At 33.6% G+C, this 23,052-nt stretch carries 23 protein-coding genes and 1 tRNA gene; 14 read left to right on the top strand and 10 right to left on the bottom strand.

Annotated elements, in window-relative coordinates; genetic code table 11:
* Positions 1–9 precede the first annotated feature (9 nt).
* Genes Q0X14_RS05850 through Q0X14_RS05835 form a run of 4 tightly spaced genes read right to left on the bottom strand, consistent with a single transcriptional unit; the run spans position 10 to position 3,870 of the window.
* The gene (locus tag Q0X14_RS05850) at positions 10–1,362 is read right to left on the bottom strand and encodes a pitrilysin family protein (RefSeq protein WP_297843741.1); all 1,353 of its coding nucleotides are present in this window, start codon (positions 1,360–1,362) and stop codon (positions 10–12) included.
* Complete coding sequence (locus Q0X14_RS05845) at positions 1,363–1,656, bottom strand: hypothetical protein (protein WP_297843739.1); 294 nt, start codon at positions 1,654–1,656, stop codon at positions 1,363–1,365.
* Positions 1,637–2,629 carry a pitrilysin family protein gene (locus Q0X14_RS05840; protein ID WP_297843736.1) on the bottom strand — a complete coding sequence of 331 codons (993 nt, stop codon included), beginning with the start codon at positions 2,627–2,629 and terminating at the stop codon, positions 1,637–1,639. Before Q0X14_RS05840 ends, Q0X14_RS05845 begins: the two co-directional genes overlap by 20 nt.
* A gap of 5 nt (positions 2,630–2,634) precedes the next feature.
* Positions 2,635–3,870, bottom strand: coding sequence for an ectonucleotide pyrophosphatase/phosphodiesterase (locus Q0X14_RS05835; protein WP_297843733.1), 1,236 nt, complete (start codon positions 3,868–3,870; stop codon positions 2,635–2,637).
* 297 nt (positions 3,871–4,167) lie between these two features.
* Between Q0X14_RS05835 and Q0X14_RS05830 the strand changes: the two genes are divergently transcribed.
* The 5 genes from Q0X14_RS05830 to Q0X14_RS05810 all read left to right on the top strand — a co-directional run bounded on the left by Q0X14_RS05830 (position 4,168) and on the right by Q0X14_RS05810 (position 8,996).
* Positions 4,168–5,532, top strand: coding sequence for an alkaline phosphatase D family protein (locus tag Q0X14_RS05830; RefSeq protein WP_297843728.1), 1,365 nt, complete (start codon positions 4,168–4,170; stop codon positions 5,530–5,532).
* Positions 5,533–5,716: 184 nt separating this feature from the next.
* Positions 5,717–7,069: a TonB-dependent receptor gene (locus Q0X14_RS05825; RefSeq protein WP_297843725.1), complete on the top strand. Its 1,353-nt coding sequence runs from the start codon at positions 5,717–5,719 to the stop codon at positions 7,067–7,069.
* Positions 7,050–7,505 carry a hypothetical protein gene (locus Q0X14_RS05820; RefSeq protein WP_297843722.1) on the top strand — a complete coding sequence of 152 codons (456 nt, stop codon included), beginning with the start codon at positions 7,050–7,052 and terminating at the stop codon, positions 7,503–7,505. The genes Q0X14_RS05825 and Q0X14_RS05820 overlap by 20 nt, the downstream gene beginning before the upstream one ends.
* The gene (locus Q0X14_RS05815) at positions 7,490–8,395 is read left to right on the top strand and encodes a hypothetical protein (protein WP_297843720.1); all 906 of its coding nucleotides are present in this window, start codon (positions 7,490–7,492) and stop codon (positions 8,393–8,395) included. Before Q0X14_RS05820 ends, Q0X14_RS05815 begins: the two co-directional genes overlap by 16 nt.
* Complete coding sequence (locus Q0X14_RS05810; protein WP_297843717.1) at positions 8,322–8,996, top strand: hypothetical protein; 675 nt, start codon at positions 8,322–8,324, stop codon at positions 8,994–8,996. Before Q0X14_RS05815 ends, Q0X14_RS05810 begins: the two co-directional genes overlap by 74 nt.
* A gap of 137 nt (positions 8,997–9,133) precedes the next feature.
* Here the strand turns inward: Q0X14_RS05810 and lepB are convergent, their stop codons facing one another.
* Positions 9,134–10,078, bottom strand: coding sequence for a signal peptidase I (gene lepB, locus Q0X14_RS05805; protein ID WP_297843715.1), 945 nt, complete (start codon positions 10,076–10,078; stop codon positions 9,134–9,136).
* Positions 10,079–10,092: 14 nt separating this feature from the next.
* A complete protein-coding gene (gatB, locus tag Q0X14_RS05800) occupies positions 10,093–11,547 on the bottom strand; it encodes an Asp-tRNA(Asn)/Glu-tRNA(Gln) amidotransferase subunit GatB (protein WP_297843713.1) in 1,455 nt (484 codons plus the stop codon).
* 251 nt (positions 11,548–11,798) lie between these two features.
* Between gatB and Q0X14_RS05795 the strand changes: the two genes are divergently transcribed.
* The 6 genes from Q0X14_RS05795 (at position 11,799) to Q0X14_RS05770 (ending at position 17,787) form a co-directional block, all read left to right on the top strand.
* Positions 11,799–13,310 carry an SLC13 family permease gene (locus tag Q0X14_RS05795; RefSeq protein ID WP_297843711.1) on the top strand — a complete coding sequence of 504 codons (1,512 nt, stop codon included), beginning with the start codon at positions 11,799–11,801 and terminating at the stop codon, positions 13,308–13,310.
* Between the two features lie 11 nt (positions 13,311–13,321).
* Entirely contained in the window at positions 13,322–13,630 is a 309-nt protein-coding gene (locus tag Q0X14_RS05790) for a DUF4286 family protein (RefSeq protein WP_297843708.1), read from the top strand.
* Positions 13,631–13,700: 70 nt separating this feature from the next.
* Complete coding sequence (locus Q0X14_RS05785; RefSeq protein ID WP_297843705.1) at positions 13,701–14,111, top strand: hypothetical protein; 411 nt, start codon at positions 13,701–13,703, stop codon at positions 14,109–14,111.
* 180 nt (positions 14,112–14,291) lie between these two features.
* A complete protein-coding gene (gene pepF / locus Q0X14_RS05780; protein WP_297843702.1) occupies positions 14,292–16,139 on the top strand; it encodes an oligoendopeptidase F in 1,848 nt (615 codons plus the stop codon).
* A 14-nt stretch (positions 16,140–16,153) separates the two neighbouring features.
* Positions 16,154–17,167: a guanosine monophosphate reductase gene (locus Q0X14_RS05775; RefSeq protein ID WP_297843699.1), complete on the top strand. Its 1,014-nt coding sequence runs from the start codon at positions 16,154–16,156 to the stop codon at positions 17,165–17,167.
* A 44-nt stretch (positions 17,168–17,211) separates the two neighbouring features.
* Positions 17,212–17,787, top strand: a complete 576-nt coding sequence (locus tag Q0X14_RS05770) for a DUF1579 domain-containing protein (RefSeq protein WP_297843696.1) — start codon at positions 17,212–17,214, stop codon at positions 17,785–17,787.
* Positions 17,788–17,891: 104 nt separating this feature from the next.
* Here the strand turns inward: Q0X14_RS05770 and Q0X14_RS05765 are convergent, their stop codons facing one another.
* The 4 genes from Q0X14_RS05765 to Q0X14_RS05750 all read right to left on the bottom strand — a co-directional run bounded on the left by Q0X14_RS05765 (position 17,892) and on the right by Q0X14_RS05750 (position 21,399).
* The gene (locus Q0X14_RS05765; RefSeq protein ID WP_297843693.1) at positions 17,892–20,132 is read right to left on the bottom strand and encodes a heavy metal translocating P-type ATPase; all 2,241 of its coding nucleotides are present in this window, start codon (positions 20,130–20,132) and stop codon (positions 17,892–17,894) included.
* Entirely contained in the window at positions 20,129–20,326 is a 198-nt protein-coding gene (locus Q0X14_RS05760; protein ID WP_297843691.1) for a heavy-metal-associated domain-containing protein, read from the bottom strand. Before Q0X14_RS05760 ends, Q0X14_RS05765 begins: the two co-directional genes overlap by 4 nt.
* 95 nt (positions 20,327–20,421) lie before the next feature.
* Positions 20,422–20,967, bottom strand: a complete 546-nt coding sequence (locus Q0X14_RS05755; protein WP_366522797.1) for an AraC family transcriptional regulator — start codon at positions 20,965–20,967, stop codon at positions 20,422–20,424.
* 54 nt (positions 20,968–21,021) lie between these two features.
* Complete coding sequence (locus Q0X14_RS05750; protein WP_297843687.1) at positions 21,022–21,399, bottom strand: hypothetical protein; 378 nt, start codon at positions 21,397–21,399, stop codon at positions 21,022–21,024.
* 237 nt (positions 21,400–21,636) lie between these two features.
* Between Q0X14_RS05750 and Q0X14_RS05745 the strand changes: the two genes are divergently transcribed.
* From Q0X14_RS05745 to Q0X14_RS05735, 3 genes are all read left to right on the top strand, one after another.
* Entirely contained in the window at positions 21,637–21,969 is a 333-nt protein-coding gene (locus Q0X14_RS05745; protein ID WP_297843685.1) for an HU family DNA-binding protein, read from the top strand.
* Positions 21,966–22,691, top strand: a complete 726-nt coding sequence (locus tag Q0X14_RS05740; protein ID WP_297843682.1) for a tetratricopeptide repeat protein — start codon at positions 21,966–21,968, stop codon at positions 22,689–22,691. Before Q0X14_RS05745 ends, Q0X14_RS05740 begins: the two co-directional genes overlap by 4 nt.
* A gap of 137 nt (positions 22,692–22,828) precedes the next feature.
* Positions 22,829–22,901: transfer RNA gene (locus Q0X14_RS05735), tRNA-Thr, on the top strand.
* Positions 22,902–23,052: the final 151 nt, after the last annotated feature.

Here is a 23,052-nt window from a genome sequence, read left to right as displayed (position 1 = left end):
ATAATGTTTTTATTTAATATTTCCTCTCTCATCAACATCAATCAATTCAAATCCGTTTTTAATGAACTCATCTGCAAATGAATCTCTATTTCCAACAAGAACAATTTTCATATCTGCTTGGGAAAGTTTTAGCGCTTCAGTGTTTACTTCATCAATTGTAACTGCATTCAGATTATTCAGATAATTGTTAAAGTAATCAATCGGAAGATTATGTATTCCCAAAGCAGAAAGATTTGATGTAAGATGACGATAAGTTTCAAAGTTCAATGGGAACTTTCTTGATAAAGATGTCTTTACAAAACTAAGCTCATCCGAAGTAACTCCGTCTTTGAGTTTTTCCAGTTCGCTTTTGATTTCTTTGATTGCGGCCAAAGTATTTTCTGTATTAACGGAAGTGCTGATTACAAAATAACCCGAATCTTTCTGATAAACGAACTGCGAACCCACACCATAGGTAAAACCATTTCTTTCACGCAGATTTGAATTTAACCTGCTGTTAAATTGTCCACCGAAAATTGTGTTGAGTAGATGCTTCTGAAAAAAAATATTTGCGTTTCGTTTGCCGGAAACATAACCAACTCTTATTTCTGTTTGCACTGACTCAGGTTTGTTATAAACAAAAACTTTTTTATCAGAAGTTATATTTTTTTCTGTTAAAACAATTTTGGTATCAGATGATTTGTAACCTTTAAAATATTTTTCTACTAATTGATAAAACTTTTCGGAAGAAATATTTCCTGCAGCGGCTATAAAAGATTTATCTGCTTTAAATAAATTTTCATAAAACTTTTTGATATCCTGAAGATTAATTTTTTCAACAGTATCATAATAACCTCTCACAGGAAAGCTGTAATAGTGATCCTGATAAATTACTTTGTCAAAAATCTGTTCGGCAATTCTTTCCGGGTCATCTTTCAACTGAAGAATGCTAACCAGGAGTTTTTTCTTCTCTCTTTCAAATTCACTTTCAGGGAAATCAGGTTTAGTAATTACCAGAGACAGAAGCTCAAGTGATCTTTCAATATTTTCTGTAAGCGATTGCAAAGACAAAACAATAAAATCGTTATCAGTTGAAATGTTAAAATCCGTTCCAAGCAAATCAAACTCATCACTTAACTCAAGAGAGGATAAACCTCCTGCTCCTTCATCAATCATAGCGGAAGTAAGTCTTGCTAATCCTGGAATTGACAGAGAATCGAATTTACTTCCGGCTTCAACAATAAAATTTAATCGGATTAAAGGAAGTTTTTCTTTTTGCAGGTAAAATATTTTTAATCCGTTTGAAAACTCTTTAACAGAAATATTTTCAAGTTGAAATTTCAGTTCGTTTTTAATTTCTGGTTTTGTTCGAAAAGAATTCATTTATTTTTCTTTCGGAATGATATTTAATTCAAGATAATTTTTATTTAAAAGTTCATTGCAGACTGATTTTACATCATAAGTTTGTATTAACATATATCGATTTAAATCCCATTCAAATGAATTTGGTTCATTGAGATAAAAGTTATAATGATTAAGATGATCAGCAATGTTATCAAGATTTTGCATTGCTGAGATGAAATTTGATTTTATTCCATTTCGTGTTTTCGTTAGTTCTTTCTCAGAAATTCCATTTGAACTGATTAATGAAAGCTCTTCAAAAATTTTCTTTTTCAAATCTGAAATTCTCAACTCCCGGTTTTGCTGTTGAAATAATCATAAACATTCCGCCATACTTTCCTGAGAACTGAAAAGCAGAAACATCCTGAGCAATCTGCTCATCAAAAACCAGTCTTTTATTTAAGCGACTGTTTTTTGAACCACTAAGAATATCACTTAGTACTTCAAGCTCAGCATCTTTTGGTTCGTAACTTTTCACAGTAGGAAAAGCGAGATACAATCTTGGCAACTGAACATTATCTTTATGCTCGATATAAATGTTTTCATTAAGTTGAAAGTCAGGTGCGATTGGCGATGCCGGAGTTTCATAAGACGGAATTTCAGCAAAATATTTTTCTATCAATTGCAGAGATTCCGATTCATTTATATCACCGGCAACTACAAGTGTTGCATTTGATGGTGAGTAAAACGATTTGAAAAAGTTTTTCACATCATCAAGAGTAAAACTTTCGATGTCTTCTTTAAATCCGATTGTGGGCCAACTATAAGGATGATTTTTCGGAAAAAGATTTTTTACTATGATTTCCCAGGCAAGTCCGTATGGCTGATTATCATATCGCTCAAGTCGCTCATTTATTACAACACTTTTTTGATTTTCAAGTTTTTCTTCATCCAGTGCATTTAGCAGAAGTCCCATTCTGTCACTTTCTAACCAAAGCGGAATTTCAATTGCGTTCGACGGAAGTTTCTCATAATAGTTTGTTCGGTCAAAACTTGTTGAGCCGTTTAGAATTCCACCAGCTTCCTGAATGTATTTAAAGTGCATTTCCTTAGGAACATTTTCTGAGCCCTGAAACATCATATGTTCAAAAAGATGTGCAAGCCCAGTTTTTCCTTCTCTTTCATTTGCAGAACCGACTTTGTACCAGATATTTACTGCCACAAGAGGAAGAGACGAATCTTTATGAAGAATTACCTCAAGTCCGTTTTTAAGTTTTGTTTTTGTATAAGTTAGATTAAATAAACTCAAGACTGTTATTCCTTTTCCTTTAAGATGAATGAAATGTTTTCAAGTTTACCATCAATGTTTTGCTTTGGAATAATATTAAGAATTCTGCAAAGCAAAGGATAAATATTAATATTCTCTATGGTGCCGGTTTTATAATTTTCTTTAAATGACGGACCGATCGCATAAAATATTCCGTGCATATCCATAAATGAATTATCAAACCCGTGATTACCACCATTATAATCATTCATTCTGTCTTTATCTTTTGTGGTACCGACCGACCAACCTGGTTCTGCAAGCACAAACAAATCTCCAATTAAATGATTATGGTTGAAATGAAAATGTGCAGGAACATCTTCCGGTTTATAAACTTTGTAATGATTTTCATTCCGTTTTAGTTTATTGAAGACTTCATCAACTTTATTTTTATCATTGATGAAAATATTCATAACAGCTCCACGATTAAAGAATTTACAGCTATTGCAGTTCGCAATCTCTTCGATGTTTACATATCGGTCTTTTGAAATTTCAGTCATTCCGTGATCAGATACGATAATCAAATTTACACTGTCGCGTAGTTTAATTTCATCAAGCTTTTTGAACAAGACACCAATCAGTGAGTCAAGTCTTGCAATAGCAGTATTAACCTCCGGCGAATTCGGACCAAATCGATGACCTTCACTATCGGTTAAATCATAATACAAAGTAATAAATTTTGGTCTCTGATTGTATGGAAGTTTTAACCAATTAATTACTCCGTTTATTCTCTCGGCATAGTCTCTTTCGTGTTCATACTTTTCATAATATGTCGGACGCCGATATTCGATGTTCATTTCAGAGCCAGGCCAGAAATAACTGGCTGTGATAACACCTTGTCTTCTGGCGGTTTCCCAAATCATCTCACCTTTATACCAATAAGCATTACGAACTTCTGCCGTATCCCGAAGTGAATATAATTTATCTGTAACAGGGTCATACATTGTGTTTGCTATAACTCCGTGATTTTGAGGATACATTCCTGTTACAATTGAGATATGATTTGGAAATGTAATAGAAGGAAAGGATGGCTTAAGCGAAAGAGCTTTTACACCGTGTTTTTCTATGTAATCAAAATTCGGAGTTAATCCTCTGTTAGTATAATCCCATCTGAATCCATCGAATGAAATCAATATTGTATAAGGAATATTTTGAGAATATAAACCTGATGCTGTCAGTAAGATGAATATCAGAATGACGATAAATCTGTTCAATAATGTTTTCATAAAAATTCCTTGAAATTTTATGCGTTAAAATAGTTTTTTAGAACGAATCTTTTTCAGCAATTGATGTTAATAAATTTCAAAAAATCAGTTTAATTCTTATAAGAATTTGCAACTTTAGTCACCAACTTTGAGCCATATCATTTTGAATTCTTTAAACTTTAAAAGAAATGAATTAGCTTTACACAGAAATTTTTATGCACTATAGTAAAAACTTTCTCGAAACTCAATTTTGTGTGAAGGCATCTGGCTTAATTTCGACCAATATTAGATTAAAAAACTAATCTGGAAATAGTGAATATGCTTAATAAAAAACGAACTTTCACAATTCTAATTTTACAATTCTTTTTACTTCTATCATTTTCGATTAACTTAAATGCACAATCACTCATTCAATCAGGTCCGATGGTTGGATATTCTGCAATGCGTGAAGTCGGTTTATGGGTTCAAACTAAAACTGATGCAGAAGTGTTCATTAAATACTGGAACACCAAAGAACCACCAAAAAAATTTTCTACTAACTCTGTTAAGACTGAAAAGAACAAAGCTTTCACAGCAAAACTAATTGCTGATAATCTTGAGCCCGGACAAATCTATAACTATGAAGTTTATGTTAATAACAAAAAAGTCTCCTTCAATTATGAATTAAAATTTCAAACACAAAAACTTTGGCAATGGCGTGAAGACCCTCCGGAATTCAGTTTTGTAACAGGCAGTTGCTTTTATGTTAACGAAGAAAAATATGACAGACCTGGGAAACCTTATGGAAGTGATTATCAGATCGTGGAAAGTATTCATAAATCAAAACCAGATTTTATGCTATGGCTTGGAGATAATTATTATTTAAGAGAAGCCGATTGGGATTCGTGGTCGGGAATTCTTCATCGAATAACACACACTCGTTCGCTTCCGGAATTACAGCCGCTTCTCGGTTCGGTTCATCATTATGCAATTTGGGATGATCACGATTTTGGTCCGAACAATAGTGACAGAGGTTTTTGGAATAAAGAAAAAACTCTTGAAGCATTTAAATTATTTTGGGTCAATCCATCTTTTGGTGTTAATGGTAATCCCGGAATTACAACCTACTTTCAATGGGCTGATGTTGATTTCTTTTTAATGGATGATCGTTATTTTCGTGCGCCAAATGATTTAGCAGATGATGAAAAACCATACCTGGGAGATGAACAAATTAAATGGTTAATTGATAATCTTGTTAACAGTAGGGCTCCATTTAAGATTGTAGCTATTGGTGGTCAGGTTTTGAATCCTGTTAGTGGAAGAGGAATTGAAACCTATGAAATGTTCAAGAAGGAAAAGGAAAAACTTTTGAGCTTGCTTGAGAAAAATAAAATTGAAGGTGTAATATTTCTCTCAGGCGACAGACATCATTCAGAAGTTTCTAAAATGGAAAGAGAAAACTCTTATCCTCTGTATGAAATTACAGTTTCATCATTGACTGCAGGAGTATCACCCGGTAAAAATGAAAATAATCCATATAGGATTGGGCAAAGCATTGACCAGCACAATTTTGCCAAAATCACCGTTAAAGGTCCGAGAAAGAACCGTGAACTGGAATGTAATTTTTATGATATAGAAGGGAAATTTATTTCAGGAATAAAAATTTCAGAGGATGAACTTAAGTACCAATCCGTCGGAAAGTAATGAATTAATCTTAACAAAAAAAATATTTCAGAAATTAAGAAATTATTAATTTTTCGTAAGATTTTGGCTAATAAAACCCTGATGGATAAGTTTGAATTGATGATTAATAAAGTTTTTTATCTAACAAGTGTGTCAATAAAATTTACCTTAATTAACTCTTTAATAAACTAATTAGGAGAAACCTATGAGAAAACTTCAACTGTTTATTTCGATTGTGTTTCTGGTTACTGCAGTTGGTTTCTTCCAGAATGCCTACTCTCAGGTTGTTACTACTTCCAGTATGTACGGAACAGTAACTGATGATAAAGGAGAGGCATTGCCTGGTGCCAATATCATTGCATTGCATGTACCTTCAGGAACACAATATGGAACATCAACCCGTGCTGATGGTAAATACAATATCACAGGTATGCGTGTTGGTGGTCCCTATAAAGTAACAGTTTCTTTTGTTGGTTATAACAGCCAATCAATTGAAAATCTTTACCTTGAATTGGGGCAGAATTTAAAAGTTGATTTCAAATTATCTGAATCAGCAATTCAATTAGGAGATATTACTGTTGTTGCTGAAAAAGATGCTATCATTCGTTCAGACAGAACAGGTACATCAACCACTGTAAGAAGAGAAAGCATCGAAACTCTTCCAACAATTTCAAGAAGAATAGAAGACCTTACCCGTCTTACTCCTCAGGTTGGAAGAAATATGACTTTTGCCGGAATGGATAATCGTTTCAACAACATTACAGTTGACGGTTCTTATTTTAACAATTCATTCGGTTTGGCAGGATTACCCGGAGACAGAACTGGTGTTGCACCAATTTCTCTTGATGCTGTCGAACAGATTCAGGTAAACATTTCACCATTTGATGTTCGAAATGGAAACTTTGTTGGTGCTGGTGTTAATACAGTTACAAAATCCGGAACAAATGAATATTCAGCATCAGTTTACTACAATTTCAGAAACAACACTTTTGTTGGTAAAAATGCTGGTGATGTTGAATTTAAGTCAGGTACATTTAAGTTCGGACAGTTTGGAATGCGTTTAGGTGCTCCTCTTATTCAGAATAAACTTTTCCTCTTTGTCAATTTTGAAGATGATAAACTTACTCAACCCGGAACAACTTACATTGCAAGACCAGATACAAGCACTCCTGTTGGAGGTAATGTAACAAGAGTTCTTGCAAGTGATCTTGATGCATTAAGTAATTATTTAAAATCAAATTTTGGTTATGATCCGGGACCATATCAGGGTTATGATTTCGAAACTCCATCAACCAGATTTTTGATGAAGTTGGATTATAACATTGACAACAAGAACAAAGTTAGTTTAAGATATACTCATCTCGATTCATTCACTGATTTACTTGTTTCAAACTCCAGCTCACTAGGATTTGGTAGCAGAAGATCATCTACCCAGGCATTGAACTTTGCTAATTCAAATTATAAGATCTTGAAAATATCCGTTCAATCGTTGGTGAATGGAACTCAATTCTTGCTGATAATATGTCAAATAACCTTTATTGTCGGATATACACTATAATGATGAAAGTCGTGAATCAAAAGGAAAGTTCTTCCCATTCGTTGATATTTTACAAGGCGGTTCTGTTTATACATCATTCGGATTTGAACCCTTTACACCAAATAACGAATTAAGATACAAGAGCTTCCAATTACAGAACAACCTCAGTGTTTATCTTGGTGAACATAACCTTACATTCGGTATTAGTGCAGAAAGATATGAATCTGAAAATGTGTTCTTCCCTGGCTCACAAAGTGTTTATGTCTATAACTCATTAGCTGATTTCTATACAGATGCTAATGATTATTTGGTTAATCCAAACAGAACAACTTCACCGGTAACATTAAGAAGATTCCAGGTTCGCTGGTCAAATATTCCGGGTCAGGAAAAACCAATTCAGCCATTAAAAGTATGGTATACCGGTGCTTATGCACAGGATCAGTGGCAGAGTACTTGATAACCTTAAATATTATTGCCGGTTTAAGAGTAGATGTACCATTCTTTGAAAATACCGGATACCACAATCCTGAAGTTGATACAATGAATTTCAGAGACGAGAATGGAAATATTGTTAACTACAAAACTGATAAAATGCCTGACGCTAATATTCTCTTCTCGCCGAGAATCGGATTCAACTACGATGTATTCGGCAACAAGATGACTCAGTTGAGAGGTGGAACAGGTATCTTCACTGGTAAACCTGCTTATGTATGGATTTCGAACCAGATCGGAAACAACGGAATTCTCACAGGATTTGAAAGAGAAGACAATACAACAAATTATCCATTTAATCCCAATCCAAACCGATATAAACCTACTAATGTAACAGGAGCACCAGCTGGCTCTTATGAATTGGCGTTAACTGATCCTAATTTCAAGTTCCCACAACTTTGGAGATCAAATTTAGGAGTTGATCAGAAATTACCGTTATTCGGTTTGGTAGCTACAGTTGAGGGATTATATAGCAGAGATGTAAACGGCATCTATTATATCAATGCTAACCAGGCTGAACCAAATTCTGTATTAGTTGGAGCAGATACCAGACCCAGATGGACAAGTTCAAGTGCAAGGAAAATTTATCAGAAAGTTGATAATGCAATTGTGCTGAAAAATCAGAATGAAGGTTATTACTGGAGCATTTCTGCTGCATTAGAAAAGCCATTCAGCGATAACTGGTATTTCAAAGCTGGTTACAATTACGGAGAAGCTAAAAACACAGTTGACCCGGGCTCAATTGCATTCGGTTCATGGAATAACAATCAACACTCAGGAAATGCAAATAATCCCGGACTTAGGTTTCTCCGCAAATTCACCCGGTCACAGAGTATTCGGAACATTATCATATAAATTTGACTACTTCAATTTTGGTTCAACCACAATTACATTATTTGGTGAAGCCTTTACACAGGGAAATGCAAGTTATACCTATGCAGGCGATCTTAATGGTGATGGCGGAACAAGTAATGACCTGATTTATATTCCTAAGGATGCTTCCGAAATGTATTTTGAACAATATACTGATGGTGGCACTACATTCACAGTAGCTGATCAACAAGCTGCATGGAATGCTTTCATCGAACAGGATGAATACTTAAGCAAGCATAGAGGCGAATATGCTGAAAGAGGTGCTGTATTTATGCCAATGGTATTCCGTGCTGATTTAAGCATCGTTCAGGAATTCTACGGTGAATTTATCGGTAAGAAAAATTCATTGCAGGTAAGAGTTGATATTCTGAACTTCACAAATCTTTTGAATAAGAGCTGGGGAGTTGGTGATGTTTTCGTTACAACTTCACCTCTTATTTTCAGAAGTATTGACACTGAAGGTAAACCTGTTTACAGATTAAGAAGTATTGGTGGTAAGCTTATTGATAAGACTTTCCAACCTTCTGCTTCAGTTCTCGATGTATACAGAATACAACTTGGTGTAAGATACAATTTCAATTAACAGTATCTCGCACTTAAAAATTAAAAGCTGCTCAGAAATGAGCAGCTTTTTTATTTTAAAATGGTGAACAGTTTATAAACTATTATGTGAAAAGGAAGTCAAAGAAATTGACAACAGTCCATCTCCTAAAAAGATGTTTAATGAATTAACTTCAGAATTCTATCTGTTCTGACTGAGGCAAGCAATCTGAATAATTCTGAAAATGGAATTTCACGATCCCAGGAAAATAAAATTATAAATGCTTCGCCAACTACAGCATCGCGAGGAACAAATCCCCAGAATCTGCTATCAAGACTATCATCCCGATTATCTCCCATCATAAAGTAATAATCTTTTTTAAATGTATATGATGATGCAGGTTGACCATCAATGTAAACTACATTGCCTCTTATTTCAACAACTCTCTTTCCAAATTCTCTGTCAATTGTTGTCCTCCATTGCTCAACATTATATATGTTAATTGGAATTGTCATTCCTTTTTTAGGAACAACTAATGGTCCGTAATTATCTTCATTCCACGGCATTCCTCTTGGGAAAATTCTTGGTTCAGCATAACCTTTTGGAAGAGGTCTTAAGTTTGATCCAATCATTCCACGATAGTATTTAATGTAAGGTGGACGCCAGAATTCTTTACCGTTTACAAATACTACTTTATCTCTTATTTCAACAGTATCACCAGGAGTTCCGATACATCTCTTAACATAGTTTACACCTTTTTCAGTCGGTTCAAGCTGGTCTCTGTCCCCTGGATATTCAAACACAACTATATCAGTTGGTTTTGGATCTTTAAATGCCGGCAAAGTGAAATAGGGAAGCGGAGTTTCTGTAAATGGAATATACCTTGGTGAACTTGAACCGTAAATAAATTTATTTACCAGCACGAAGTCACCAACAAGAATCGTATCTTCCATTGAGCCGGTTGGAATTCTTGTATTTTGAATTATAAATGTGATTATGAAAAAAGCAGCAATTGCAGCATAAAATAGTTGTTTGAAAAACTCCTTTACTTTCTCTGCAGGAGTTTGTGGCTCTTTCTTTTCTTTCTTCTTAAAAATATTCTTCAATTTTTCCTGAAACGACAATTTAATTCTCCTTTTTATTTGCGATACTTTTCTAATTCTGATTTCAAAAGTTGATTTACCATCTGTGGATTGGCTTTGCCTTTAGTTTCTTTCATTACTTGTCCAACAAAAAATCCAAGCACTTTATCTTTTCCTGATAAATATTCATCAATCTGATTTTTATTTTTATCCAGAATACTATTTATAACTTTTATGATTTCTCCCTCATCAGAAATTTGAACAAGATTTTTCTCTTCTACAATTTTATCCGGAGTATCATTTGACTTAAGCATCAGTTGGAAAACTTCTTTTGCAATTTTGCTGCTGATAGTTCCATCAGTTATCAGATTTATTAATTTGCCAAGATTTTCAGCACTAATCGGAAACTGTTCAATTTCGATTTTATGCTCATTCAAATAACCGAGAACATCAGTCATAATCCAATTGCTCACTGATTTATAGTCACTCGCAACAGAAGAAACTTTTTCATAGTAATCAGCAATTGCTTTTGATTGAGTTAAAATATCTGCGTCGTATTCCGGAAGATTATACTGCTGAACAAATCTTTTAAACTTTGCTTCAGGGAGTTCGGGCATTAGTGAGGAAATTTTATTTTTCCATTCATCATCAACAATAACAGGTAGTAAATCCGGATCAGGAAAATATCTGTAATCGTGAGCTTCTTCTTTACTTCGCATCGGTAAAGCTTCATTCAAATCAGCATTCCATAACAAAGTTTGTTGAATTATTTCTTCGCCATCTTCAAGCAAATCTATCTGTCTCTCAATTTCATAATTTAACGCTCGCTCAACATTCCTGAATGAATTCATATTTTTTATTTCTGTTTTGACACCGAGTTTCTTTTCACCTTTTAATCTTACAGAAACATTTGCGTCGCATCTTAGTGAACCTTCTTCCATATTCCCATCACAAATTCCAAGATATTGAACAATCTGCTTTATCTTAGTAAGATATTGATATGCTTCCTCTGATGAATTGATATCAGGTTCGGTAACAATTTCAATCAACGGTACCCCGCAACGATTAACATCAACGAGAGTATATTCACTTTGGTCGTGAATTGATTTTCCAGCGTCTTCTTCCATGTGAATTCTTTTTATCCTGATTTTTTTTGTGCTTCCATCTGAGAGATTTACTTCAATGAATCCATTTTCGCAAATTGGTTCTTCATATTGTGAAATCTGATATCCTTTCGGTAAATCAGGATAAAAATAATTTTTTCTGGCAAAGATAGAGTGTTTGTTTATTGTACAATTAGTTGCAAGTCCCATCAGTACGGTAAACTCAACAACTTTTTTATTCAAAACAGGTAACACACCGGGATGACCAAGACAAACCGGGCAAACATTTGAATTCGGTGCATCACCAAATTTAGTGGAACAGCCACAAAATGCTTTTGTTTCGGTGAGAAGTTGTGCGTGAACTTCGAGTCCGATTACCGCTTCGTATTTACTGTTTTTTATCTGCATACAATAATTCAGGGCTCAAATATAAATATGATTGTGTGCATTGGAAAGAATATTCTTTGGGAATAACAATCGCAAAAAGGGAATGAATGATTGAATGAATGAATGATTGATTGATTGAATGGAAGTATGATTGAATGCCTATCTTCGGTGGGTAAAGCTGAATAGATGAATGAAAGATTTGATAAATTTATCCGGTTCATGTTTTGATGTACTTTTTGAAAACTAAGAAATGAATATTTATTTTAACAACAATGAGAAGATTGTTTATAAATAATTTTTCATATCTGGGCTTTAGCATTGGAGTAATTGCATTTGTTCTTATGCTTTCTTTTTTTGATCCGCAACCTGACAAACCATCAATTAAATACACTGCTGCAGTTGCAGTATTGATGGCAATCTGGTGGATGACTGAAGCACTTCCTTTAGCCGTTACTGCTCTTGTTCCTTTAGTTTTATTTCCATTAACCGGTGTACTCCCTGCATCCAAAGTATCTGATTCTTATATCAATTCTGTGATATTCCTTTTCCTGGGTGGCTTTCTGATTGCAATTGCTATGGAAAGATGGAAATTGCATAGACGGATTGCTCTTAAGATTATTACAATAATGGGAGCTTCAGCACCTTCGATATTACTTGGATTTATGGTCGCTTCCGCTTTTCTTTCAATGTGGATTTCAAACACAGCAACTGCAGTAATGATGTTACCTATTGCACTTGCAGTAATTTCCAAAATTGAAAGCGATGTTTCTGAAGAAAAAGCATCAAAGATTTCAAAAGCTTTATTACTCGGTATAGCATATTCTTGCTCTATCGGTGGAATTGCAACTTTGGTCGGAACTCCGCCAAATCTTGCATTGGTTAGAATAACAAAAATTATTTTTCCAGATTCACCTCAAATTTCATTTGGAAGCTGGATGATGCTTGCGGTTCCTATCTCAATATTACTTTTTTTTGCTGCTTTTCTTATCATCAAATTTTTATTTGGAGTTAATAAAAAGATATCATTAGATAAATCTTATATTAAAACTGAGTATATGTCTTTAGGTAAAATAACTTTCGAGGAAAAAGCAGTTTTGATAGTTTTTGTAAGCACGGTACTCTTATGGATTTTCAGAGTCGAACTAAATCTTGGATTTATGATAATTCAAGGATGGGCTTCATTATTGAAAATTCAGGAATTGGTTGATGATTCTACTATTGCAATCATTGCAGCGCTGACTTTATTTGTAATTCCAACAAGGAATAAATCAGAGCAGAATTCAATACTTGCTGCAAACTCCATTGAGCAGGTTCCTTGGAGTGTTATATTACTTTTTGGTGGTGGCTTTGCTTTGGCAAATGCTTTTTCTGTAAGTGGACTTTCAGAATACATTGGGTTGCAACTCAAAGGAATTACTCATATTGAAATTCTAATTCTTATTCTAATCATTTCTGCTTCAATTAATTTTCTGACTGAGCTTACATCAAACACAGCAACAACGCAGATGATTCTTCCTGTATTAGCATCAGTTTCTTTATCAATGGAAGTTAATCCATTGTTGCTAATGATACCTGCAACACTTTCTGCTTCTATGGCATTTATGTTACCAGTCGGAACGCCTCCAAACACAATCGTATTCGCAAGTAAAAGGTTAAGAATTATTGATATGATTAAAACAGGATTTACTTTAAATATCAGTAGTATTCTGATAATCACACTTCTTGTTTACACATTGGGAAATGTTATTTTTGGATTGAGCATATTTCCTGAGTGGGCAAAATAACAGAGGTGATTATGGGTGTTTACATTGTTACTATAAATATCAAGAGACAAGTTGAAGAAGAGTGGTTACAATGGATGAAGCAGGAGCACATTCCTGATATTATGAATGCAGGTTTTTTCACCAGCTACGAAATTTTTAAAGTTGTAATTCCTGATACTGTTTCCGATGAAGCTGTTTATCAGTTTCATTACCGTTTTAATTCAATTGATGACTATTATCAGTATGCTGAAAAAGCTGCACCGGAATTCCAGCGAAAACATTCCGAGAAATTCTTAGGCAAATTCAAAGCTTCCCGAGCAATTCTAAAAAAAATTGACTGACTATTAAATAAAGGATTGACAGAAATATCACAATAACTTAATTTCATTTCACAAATAAGCACGATTTGAAATGAAACTAGTTATTATATCAGTTTTATTATTCGCATTTACTTCCTGCAGGGAAGAAATCCTTGAACCATACAATCCTGCGGGTAATGTCAATCAGCCATTTCAGGAAAACAAATTAAATTATCTGAATCTTGTGATGACTGCATCTGATCTTACATACGACTTTGAAATCAATGTTAACTTTAATTCCAGTGAATCCAGAATACTAATATCAGTAGTTGACCGCGAAAAAGGGAATGTTACTGTTAATGTTCTTAATGAAAATAAAAATCTGATTTATGTTGCCTCAATTGAAACCGAAATTCCAGGTCTTGTAGACAGAATTCGAGGTAATATTCCGGACAAGGTCAGAATATCCTGCACAGATTTTAGTGGTAAAATAAGGGTTCAATTGAGTAAAGCGACTCCTTAATTTTGCCAAAAGAAAATTTATGATAATTCCTTTTACTTTTCTTATATTGCCATCCGCATAAATTCAATCTTAAGTTTTTATGCCCTATGATGTACTGTTCGATTAAATTTTTATTGTTTCAAAATTTTCGGGTTTTATATTTAATGGAAATCTTTTATTCACCATATATCGGGGGTTATTATGGATTATAGACTTTTGCCCAAATTTATTCATTCTACCGAAACAGCAACAGCCACACTTCCCACAAGAGAACAAATCGACGAAAAGTACAAATGGAATCTAAAAGATATCTATGAATCCGATGAGCAATGGGATAAAGATTTTGAATGGACTAACAAAAATCTGATCAGATATTCTGACTTTAAAGGCAAACTTAGCAGTTCACCTTCGGCTTTATATGCTTGCTTGAAGCTGGACGAAGAAATCGGAATAAAATTGGAAAAGCTTTCTCTTTATGCAATGCTTGCAAAAGATAGTGATATGAGGGTTTCGCGTTATCACGCAATGGATGACAGAATTAAAAACCTATATGCCCGTGCACTTTCAGAAAGCTCTTTCATTAAACCCGAAATTCTTTCAATTGAGGAAAATCAGTTAAGAAAATGGATTGAAGAAAATCAGGAGTTAAAAATTTTCCAACATTATTTTGATGATATACTTCGTGAGAAACCACATACTTTGGATAGTGATAAAGAATCTATTCTTGCATTAAGTTCTGAAATTGCTCAGGTTCCCTACAACACATATTCAATTTTTACAAATGCTGATATGAAATTTCCTTTCATAAAAGATGAAAACGGAAATGATATTCAGATTTCACACGGTAGATATTATGCAGCTATGTATTCCAAAGACCGAGCATACAGAGAAAGAGCATTCAAAGCATATCTTAAACCTTACAAAGAATATGTGAATTCTTTAAACTCACTTTTTACAGGAAATCTTAAAGCAAATATTTTTTATGCGAAGGTAAGAAATTATAAATCAGCAAGAGAAGCAGCATTAAGCAAAAACAATATTCCGGTTTCTGTCTATGATAATCTTGTTGAAACTGTTAACAAAAATTTCGCTCCAATGTATCGCTGGGCGAATCTTAAGAAAGAACTTTTAGGTGTTGATAAATTACATCCTTATGATATTTATGTTACTTTATTCGATCAGAAATATGAGAAAAAATATAGCTATGATGAAGCAGTTGAATTAGTTCTCAAAGCATTGGAAATTATGGGAGATGACTATTTGAATTCATTAAGAAAAGCTTTTAACGAAAGATGGATTGATGTTTATGAAACTGTTGGAAAAAGAAGCGGTGCATATTCTTCCGGAACAACCTATGGTGTCCATCCTTATGTAATGCTAAACTGGACTGATTTACTAAACGATGTATTCACTCTAGCTCACGAAATGGGTCATAATATGCATTCATATTATACTGGTTTAACACAGCCATTTCATTATGCAAACTACTCAATCTTCCTTGCTGAAGTTGCTTCAACTTTTAATGAATCACTTTTATTGGATTATCTGATTCAAAATTCAAATTCAAAAGAAGAAAAGCTTCATTTGCTTGAAAGATATCTCAACAATATCACAAGCACATTTTACAGACAGGTTATGTTTGCTGAGTTCGAACAAACTGTTTACGAAGAAACAGAAAAAGGTGAAGCTCTTACACCTGAAGAATTGTGTAGCTTGTACAGTTCATTATTTCAGAAGTATTGGGGACCTTCGATGTTTGTTGATGAAGAGGAATCATTTACCTGGGCAAGAGTACCTCATTTCTATTATAACTTTTATGTATTTCAATATGCAACAGGAATGTCTGCATCAGAAACATTAGCACATAAAGTTAAGACAGAAGGTAAACCAGCTATCGAACGATATATCAGTTTTCTTAAAGCCGGAAATTCTGATTATCCGATTAATGTTTTAAGAAAAGCCGGTGTTGATATGAATTCTCCCGAACCGGTTTTATCAGTTACAAAAAAGATGAACACAATTTTAGATGAATTAGAAAATCTACTCTAACTACAGGGATAAATATGAAAATATATTCTAAGAAAGAATTAAACGAATACACTCAATCACTCACTTATGATGATATAAGTCTTATTCCAACTCAGGTATCAAGAGTTAAATCAAGAAAAGATCCGTCAACTCAAACAACTTTTTTAGGTCTGAAACTTCAGCTACCGATTCTTTCAAGTCCAATGGATACAGTTACAGGACTTGAGATGGCTAAAGAGCTAACAAGACTTGGTTGTCTTGGCATTCTTAACCGTTTCGATTCTTCATTGGAAATTTTACTACAGGGTAAAAATGGTAAAGGAGTGCGAGCCGTTTCAATTGGTCTAAGTACGGATATGAAAATTGTTGAGCAACTCGTTGAAAAAAATCTTATTATTTGCATTGATACAGCAAATGCAAATAATAAAGAAGTTCTGAAAAAATGTGAGCAAATCAAAAAGAAGTTCGAAACAAAAATTATAATAGGCAACATTGCTCACGGCGGAACTTTGCAACAACTTGAAGATTCTGGCGCAGATGCAGTTCGTGTTGGAATTGGAAGTGGAAGCGTTTGTACAACTTCCATTCAAACCGGAATTGGAATTGGACAAGTGTCATCTTTATTGAATGTTTATTTCCATAGAGAAGCAAAAAAATTAAAAATTAAAATCATAGCTGATGGTGGAATTAAAAGTCCCGGCGATGTTGCAAAAGCTATTGCACTTGGTGCTGATGTTGTTATGCTTGGTAGAATGCTTTCCGGAACTAGAGAAACACCTGGCGAAGTAATAAAATACAAAGGACAGCTCTGGAAAAAATATCGTGGTTCAGCTTCATTCGGAGTAAAGATGAGAAACGAGTTTATTGAAGGTGAAGAAACAATGGTTGCATATAAAGGAGCAGTTCAAAATGTAATTGATGCAATTTCGGATGGATTAAGAAGTTCTATGAGTTATATGAACTGTATTAACATCAACGAATTAAGAAATGCTGATACATTTGCGGTGCTTAGCAATAGTTCATATCTTGAAAGATTACCTAAGATTTAATGGGGATAAATAACATATTATCAATTTCAAAAAGGAGCGCATCTATGAAAAAATTTTTGATCACTTCGCTTTTACTCACTTTTCTTTGGGGTAACTCATACGCTCAGAATGAAGGAATGAATTCTGACGAACAAATGAAAATCTGGATGGATTACATGACTCCCGGTTCTATGCACGAGATGATGGCTAAATACGTTGGTGAATGGAAAATGGTTTCTAAAATGTGGATGGAGCCAAATGCAGAGCCAGTTGTTTCTGAAGGTACTGTTAATGCTGAAATGATCCTTGGTGGAAGATTTCTGAAAATGGTTGCAAAATTTCCAATGATGGGTATGCAAACCGAAGGATGGTCACTTGAAGCTTATGACAATGGCAAAAAAGAATTTATTAACATCTGGATTGATAATATGGGAACCGGAGTTGCTATCAGCACAGGTAAATTTGATGATGCAACCAAGAGTATAATCTACAATGGTAAAATGTATGATCCACTTGCCGGTAAAGATGTAGAATTCAAATCTGTTTCGAAGATGGTTAGTGATAATGAAATGGTTTTTGAAATGTTTGGAAATTTTGATGGAAAAGAAGTAAAGATGATGGAAATTAATTACACCAGATAATTCTTTTTTATATGATTTAATTATAAAGCCCGCAATTTGTTTGTGGGCTTTTTTGTGAAATAAGATTCTGTTATACAGATTTATAAAAAAGTTTTCCCCGGATACTAAATCTTGCTTCTTTTTAATCTTAATGAATTACTTACTACAGAAACCGAACTGAATGACATTGCCAAAGCTGCAATCATCGGATTAAGCAATCCAATTGCTGCCAGAGGAATTCCAATAACATTATATATAAAAGCCCAAAAAAGATTCTGGCGAATTGTCTTCACAACTTGTTTTGATACTTTAATTGCGTTTGCAACATTTAACAAATCAGTATTAAGCAATACAATGTCAGAAGTTTCAAGAGCAACATCAGTTCCCGAACCAATTGCTATACCAACATCAGCCGAAGCAAGAGCAGGTGCATCATTAATCCCATCACCAACGAACGCAACAATATTATTCCCAACCTTGTATTCCGAAACAATTTTAAGTTTATCTTCCGGCAATAGTTCAGATTTTACTTCATCTACTCCAACTTCATTAGCAATTTTAAGCGAAGTATTCTTATTGTCACCTGTAAGCATTACTGTTTTTATGTCCATTTCTTTCAGTAATCGAATTGCTTCTTTGGAAGTCTCTTTAATTTTATCATCAATAAAAATTATCGCAGCAAGTTTTTGATTTACAGCAATAAAAATTTTAGTGGAAGAATTTTCTTTAAGATATAATTTTTCATCAATATGAAAGTCAGTATTAATATGATTTTCTTTAAGAAACTTTTCATTCCCAATTATAAGATTTTTCTCATCTACTTTGGCTTTAATTCCAAGACCGGTTTTACTTTCAAACTCTTCTAATGGATATTCACCAGCTTTTAATTTCTCAGCATATCTTAAAATTGCTTTTGCAATCGGATGTTCAGATCTTTTTTCGGCGGGAATAAGCATTGATAATATTTCTGATTCGCTAAAACCAAAAGTGATAAGTTTACTTACTTCCGGAACTCCTTCTGTAATTGTGCCGGTCTTATCAAATAAAATTATATTAACTTTATGAGCAAGCTCAAGACTTTCTGCATTCTTAATCAGAATACCTTTCTGTGCAGCTTTTCCTAATCCAACAATCAGTGCAGTAGGAGTTGCTAAACCCAGTGCGCAAGGGCAGGCAATTATCAGAACGGCAACAAAGTTCATCAGTGCAAGAGAAAAATTATCAGTGTATAAAATCCAGAATAAAAATGATATCAAAGCAATTAAAATCACTACAGGAACAAACACCGCTGCTATTTTATCTGCAAGTTGTTGAATAGGAGCTTTTGAACCTTGAGCTTCTTCAACTAATCGGATGATATTTCCTAAAACAGAATTGTCACCGGTAGCAGTAACTCTAAACTCGAATGTTCCATTTTCATTGATTGTTCCACCGAATACTTTATTATTAACTGATTTTTCAACCGGTAAACTTTCACCAGTCAACATTGATTCATTAACATATGAATTACCTTTGATGATAATTCCGTCAGCGGGAATTTTATCACCAGGCCGAACAATAACAATGTCACCGATTTGTAATTCGTCAATTCTTTTCTCTATCTCCAGACCATTTGATACAACCGTGGCGGTTTCTGGTCTTAATGCAATTAACTTCTTCACAGCATCATTAGTCTTTGACTTTGCTCTGGCTTCAAGCCATTTACCCATAAGTATTAATGTTATTATTACTGCAGTTGAGTCAAAATAAACATGAGAAGTGTTCTGATGATGAAAAATTTCAGGAAATAATACTAGCATTAAACTATACAAGTAAGCTGAACCGGTTCCAATTGCAACAAGCGAGTTCATATCCGCAGTGAAGTGTTTGGTGTTCTTCCAGAAAACAGAAAAGAATCTTTTGCCTGGAATAAAAATTATTGGAGTCGTAAGTAATAGCAGGACTTTGTTTAATTGTTCGATGCTAATTGGTAGCAGATTTCTGAATTCAGACCACATCACTCCCATGCTTAAAATGAAAACAGGTAAGGTGAAAAAAAGCGAAATGAAAAAGTCCTTTTTAATTTCAGTTAAATATTCTGAAGTGGTTTCTTTTTTTTGAAAAGTAGTACTTGATGATTTATTAATTGTATTAGAATTTTCAGGTAAAATAACTTTATAGCCACTTTCTTCTACAGCATCCTTAATTAAATTGAAATCAAATTTTGTAGGATCAATTTCTACCAACGCTTTTTCGGTTGCAAGATTAACAGAGACTTTTTTTACTCCCGGTGCATTTGCAATAGCTTTTTCAACCCGAGTAACACAACTAGCGCAAGTCATTCCCTCAATTGGAATTGAAATTTTTTCTGTTTCTATTTTTTTCATTCTACTACAATGTAACCTGCTTTTTCGATAGCCTGTTTAATTTGTTCCTTCGATAAATTGTTTTTCTCGGGATCAATTTCGACTAAACCAATTTCAACCTTAAAGTCTTTTGCATCCAGTTTGTTTAATTCTTTTTGTATAGCCATTACGCAATGTTGACAGGACATCCCTTCAACTTTGAACTGAATTGTCATATTACACTCCTTATTTAATTTTTTAATACAAAACAAAATTAGAGAAAGAAGGCGAGTGGTTATTTATAAAATTTTATAGAATGTTTGTAAAATATTCAGATTATTTTATCGAGAGGATTTCTTTTAATGTCTTTGATTTTTTTGAAGTGGGAGGGAGTTAATCCGGTAATCTTTTTGAACTGGTTTGAAAGATGCTGAACGCTGCTATAACCAAGCCGATAAGCAATTTCACTGATTGATAATTCATCATATACAATCAACTCTTTAACTTTTTCAATCTTCTGAAGTATGATATATTTTTCAATTGTGATTCCTTCGGATGAAGAAAACAATCCTGATAAGTATTGGTAACTCAGATGAAGATTTTCCTGAAGTAAATCACTGAATTGAACATTAACGATTTTTCCTTCAGACATTTCTTTGATTGTTTCAATAATTGTAACCTTAATTTTCTCAATTATTCTTGAATGCCTTGAGTCAATCAACTCAAATCCATTTTCAATCAAAACTTTATTTATTAATTCAAAATCAATTTTGGAGTCAGAATGAATTGTGGCTTCACCTAAAGAAATCTCATCTACTTTATAACCAAGGTTTTGTAATTCTTCACGCACTACCTTAATGCAGCGATTACAAACCATGTTCTTTATGTGAATAATGGCTTTTTCCAAGGTTCAAATTTCTTTTTGTGAAAATTATCTATTGGAAGGAGAAGTAACAAGGTAAATGAATTTCGGTGAGTGTGTCTTTCTTAATGAAGAAATATTTTTATTTACAACTAAAAATTTCTCAGCCGCATTAGTAGTTTTTTTCTCCAGAGGAACTGATTGAGTATAAGTTTTTATTATTTGATATCTCGAAACAGAGGTGGATTTCTTTTCAGTAGTAACAGTTGGCTTTTCAATTTCTTTTATTTCTTTGGGAATGAGTTTTAGATTATCATTTACATTTTGTTTTACGGACTTATTAGATGATTCCCGATATCTGTAAACCAGATATGAAATTCCCATCAGGGCTAAAAGTCCAACAGAAAAAGCAAGTAAGGTAATATTTATTATTTCAATAAGAGGCAAAAGCCCTCCAAAAAAGACACTAAAATGGTTCTAAATAAATGCCAGAATTAAATCCTAAAAACAATCCAGAATCAAATTATAACCAAACCAATATCGTCCAAAATGAGATTTAAGATAAAATTGAAATATAAAAAGTGACTAATCTCGGTAATTCATTATTTTTTAATGAGTTAAAATTGCTTTTAGCATTAAGGTTTAATAATTTTACAGCCCAAAAATAAATAAAATGTAGAAATTATGAATGCCACAAAAGCTGATTTAGTAGATAAAGTTGCAACTGGTACTGGTTTAACAAAATTAGAAACCGAAGCAATAATTGAAGGTTTTCTTCGTTCAATCATTGATACTTTAGCCGAAGGTAGAAGTATAGAAATAAGAGGATTCGGCAGTTACAAAGTAAAAAAGAAAAGAGCACGACAAGCAAGAAATCCTAAAACCGGTGAAAAAGTTTTTGTACCTGAGCATTATGTCCCAACATTTAAATTTTCGAAAGACTTTAAAGAAATGGTTGATCGTGGAATTCAAAAAAGAATTTCTGATGGAACTTTTGGTAAAGGAGAAAAGAAGTGATTAAATGTTCGAACTGCGGATATGTTATTCAAAAAAGTGATTATGTATTTTGTCCCAAATGCGGAACGAAGCTAAGCGAGCGTTCTTCCGCTCAGTCTTCAAAAAGAGAAAAAACAAATAACTCTAAGCAAGCTGATAACGCTCAGGGAAAAACATTAGACATAAAAATTGTTTATGCATCGGTGTTAGGTGGAATAGTACTTATTCTTTTGATATTATATGTCTCAGGAGTATTTGATGCAACGAAGGTTCCCTCTACAAACACTATGAACTTTAATAATAATACACAACAAACTCAGCAACCAGGGGTTGATCTTTCTGCCATTCAAAAAATTAATGATTTGGAAGCAAAAGTTAAAGCAAATCCGAATGATCACCAGACACTTTTAGAATTGGCACATTTAAGAATGGATTCAGGTTTTTATGAGCAAGCAATTCAGAATTATAAAACTTATCTTAAGCATCATCCAGAAGATGCAGATGTGCGGATTGATATGGGAGTTTGTTACTTTAACTTAAGAGATTTCAATACTGCTATTACGGAAATGGAAAAAGCATTGCAATATCAACCCAATCATCAAATTGGTCATTTGAATTTAGGAGTTGTAAATCTTAATGCAGGAAATCTTGAGAAAGCAAAAGAATATTTCAAAAAAGCAGTTGAGATAAACCCAAACACAGAAGCCGGAAAAAAAGCACAACAATTATTAACATCACATTAAATTAAGGAGTAGAAAATATGCCTTGCGGAAGAAAACGTAAGCGCCATAAAATGGCAACTCACAAGAGAAAGAAAAGATTAAGAAAGAACAGACATAAAAAGAAAATCAGATAGTTTTTATCTTTTCGATTAGTAAAAGCCAACTTAGCTCAGCTGGTAGAGCAGCGCATTCGTAATGCGCCGGTCGCCGGTTCAAATCCGGCAGTTGGCTCTTTCCCTTTTACTTCATTAATAACTCTTTCCTTTTTATCCACATTTAAATTTCTCCTGAGATCAAATCACTAGAAAAAAAAGTTAAATTTTTTTTTCCTAAAATCTTGACTTTCCTCAAACTTTTATGTTATTTTTGGGGAGTAGTGGGG

The sequence above is a fragment of the Ignavibacterium sp. genome, from assembly GCF_025998815.1.
Lineage (GTDB): Bacteria > Bacteroidota > Ignavibacteria > Ignavibacteriales > Ignavibacteriaceae > Ignavibacterium.
This window is presented reverse-complemented; position numbering and strand designations above follow the sequence as displayed.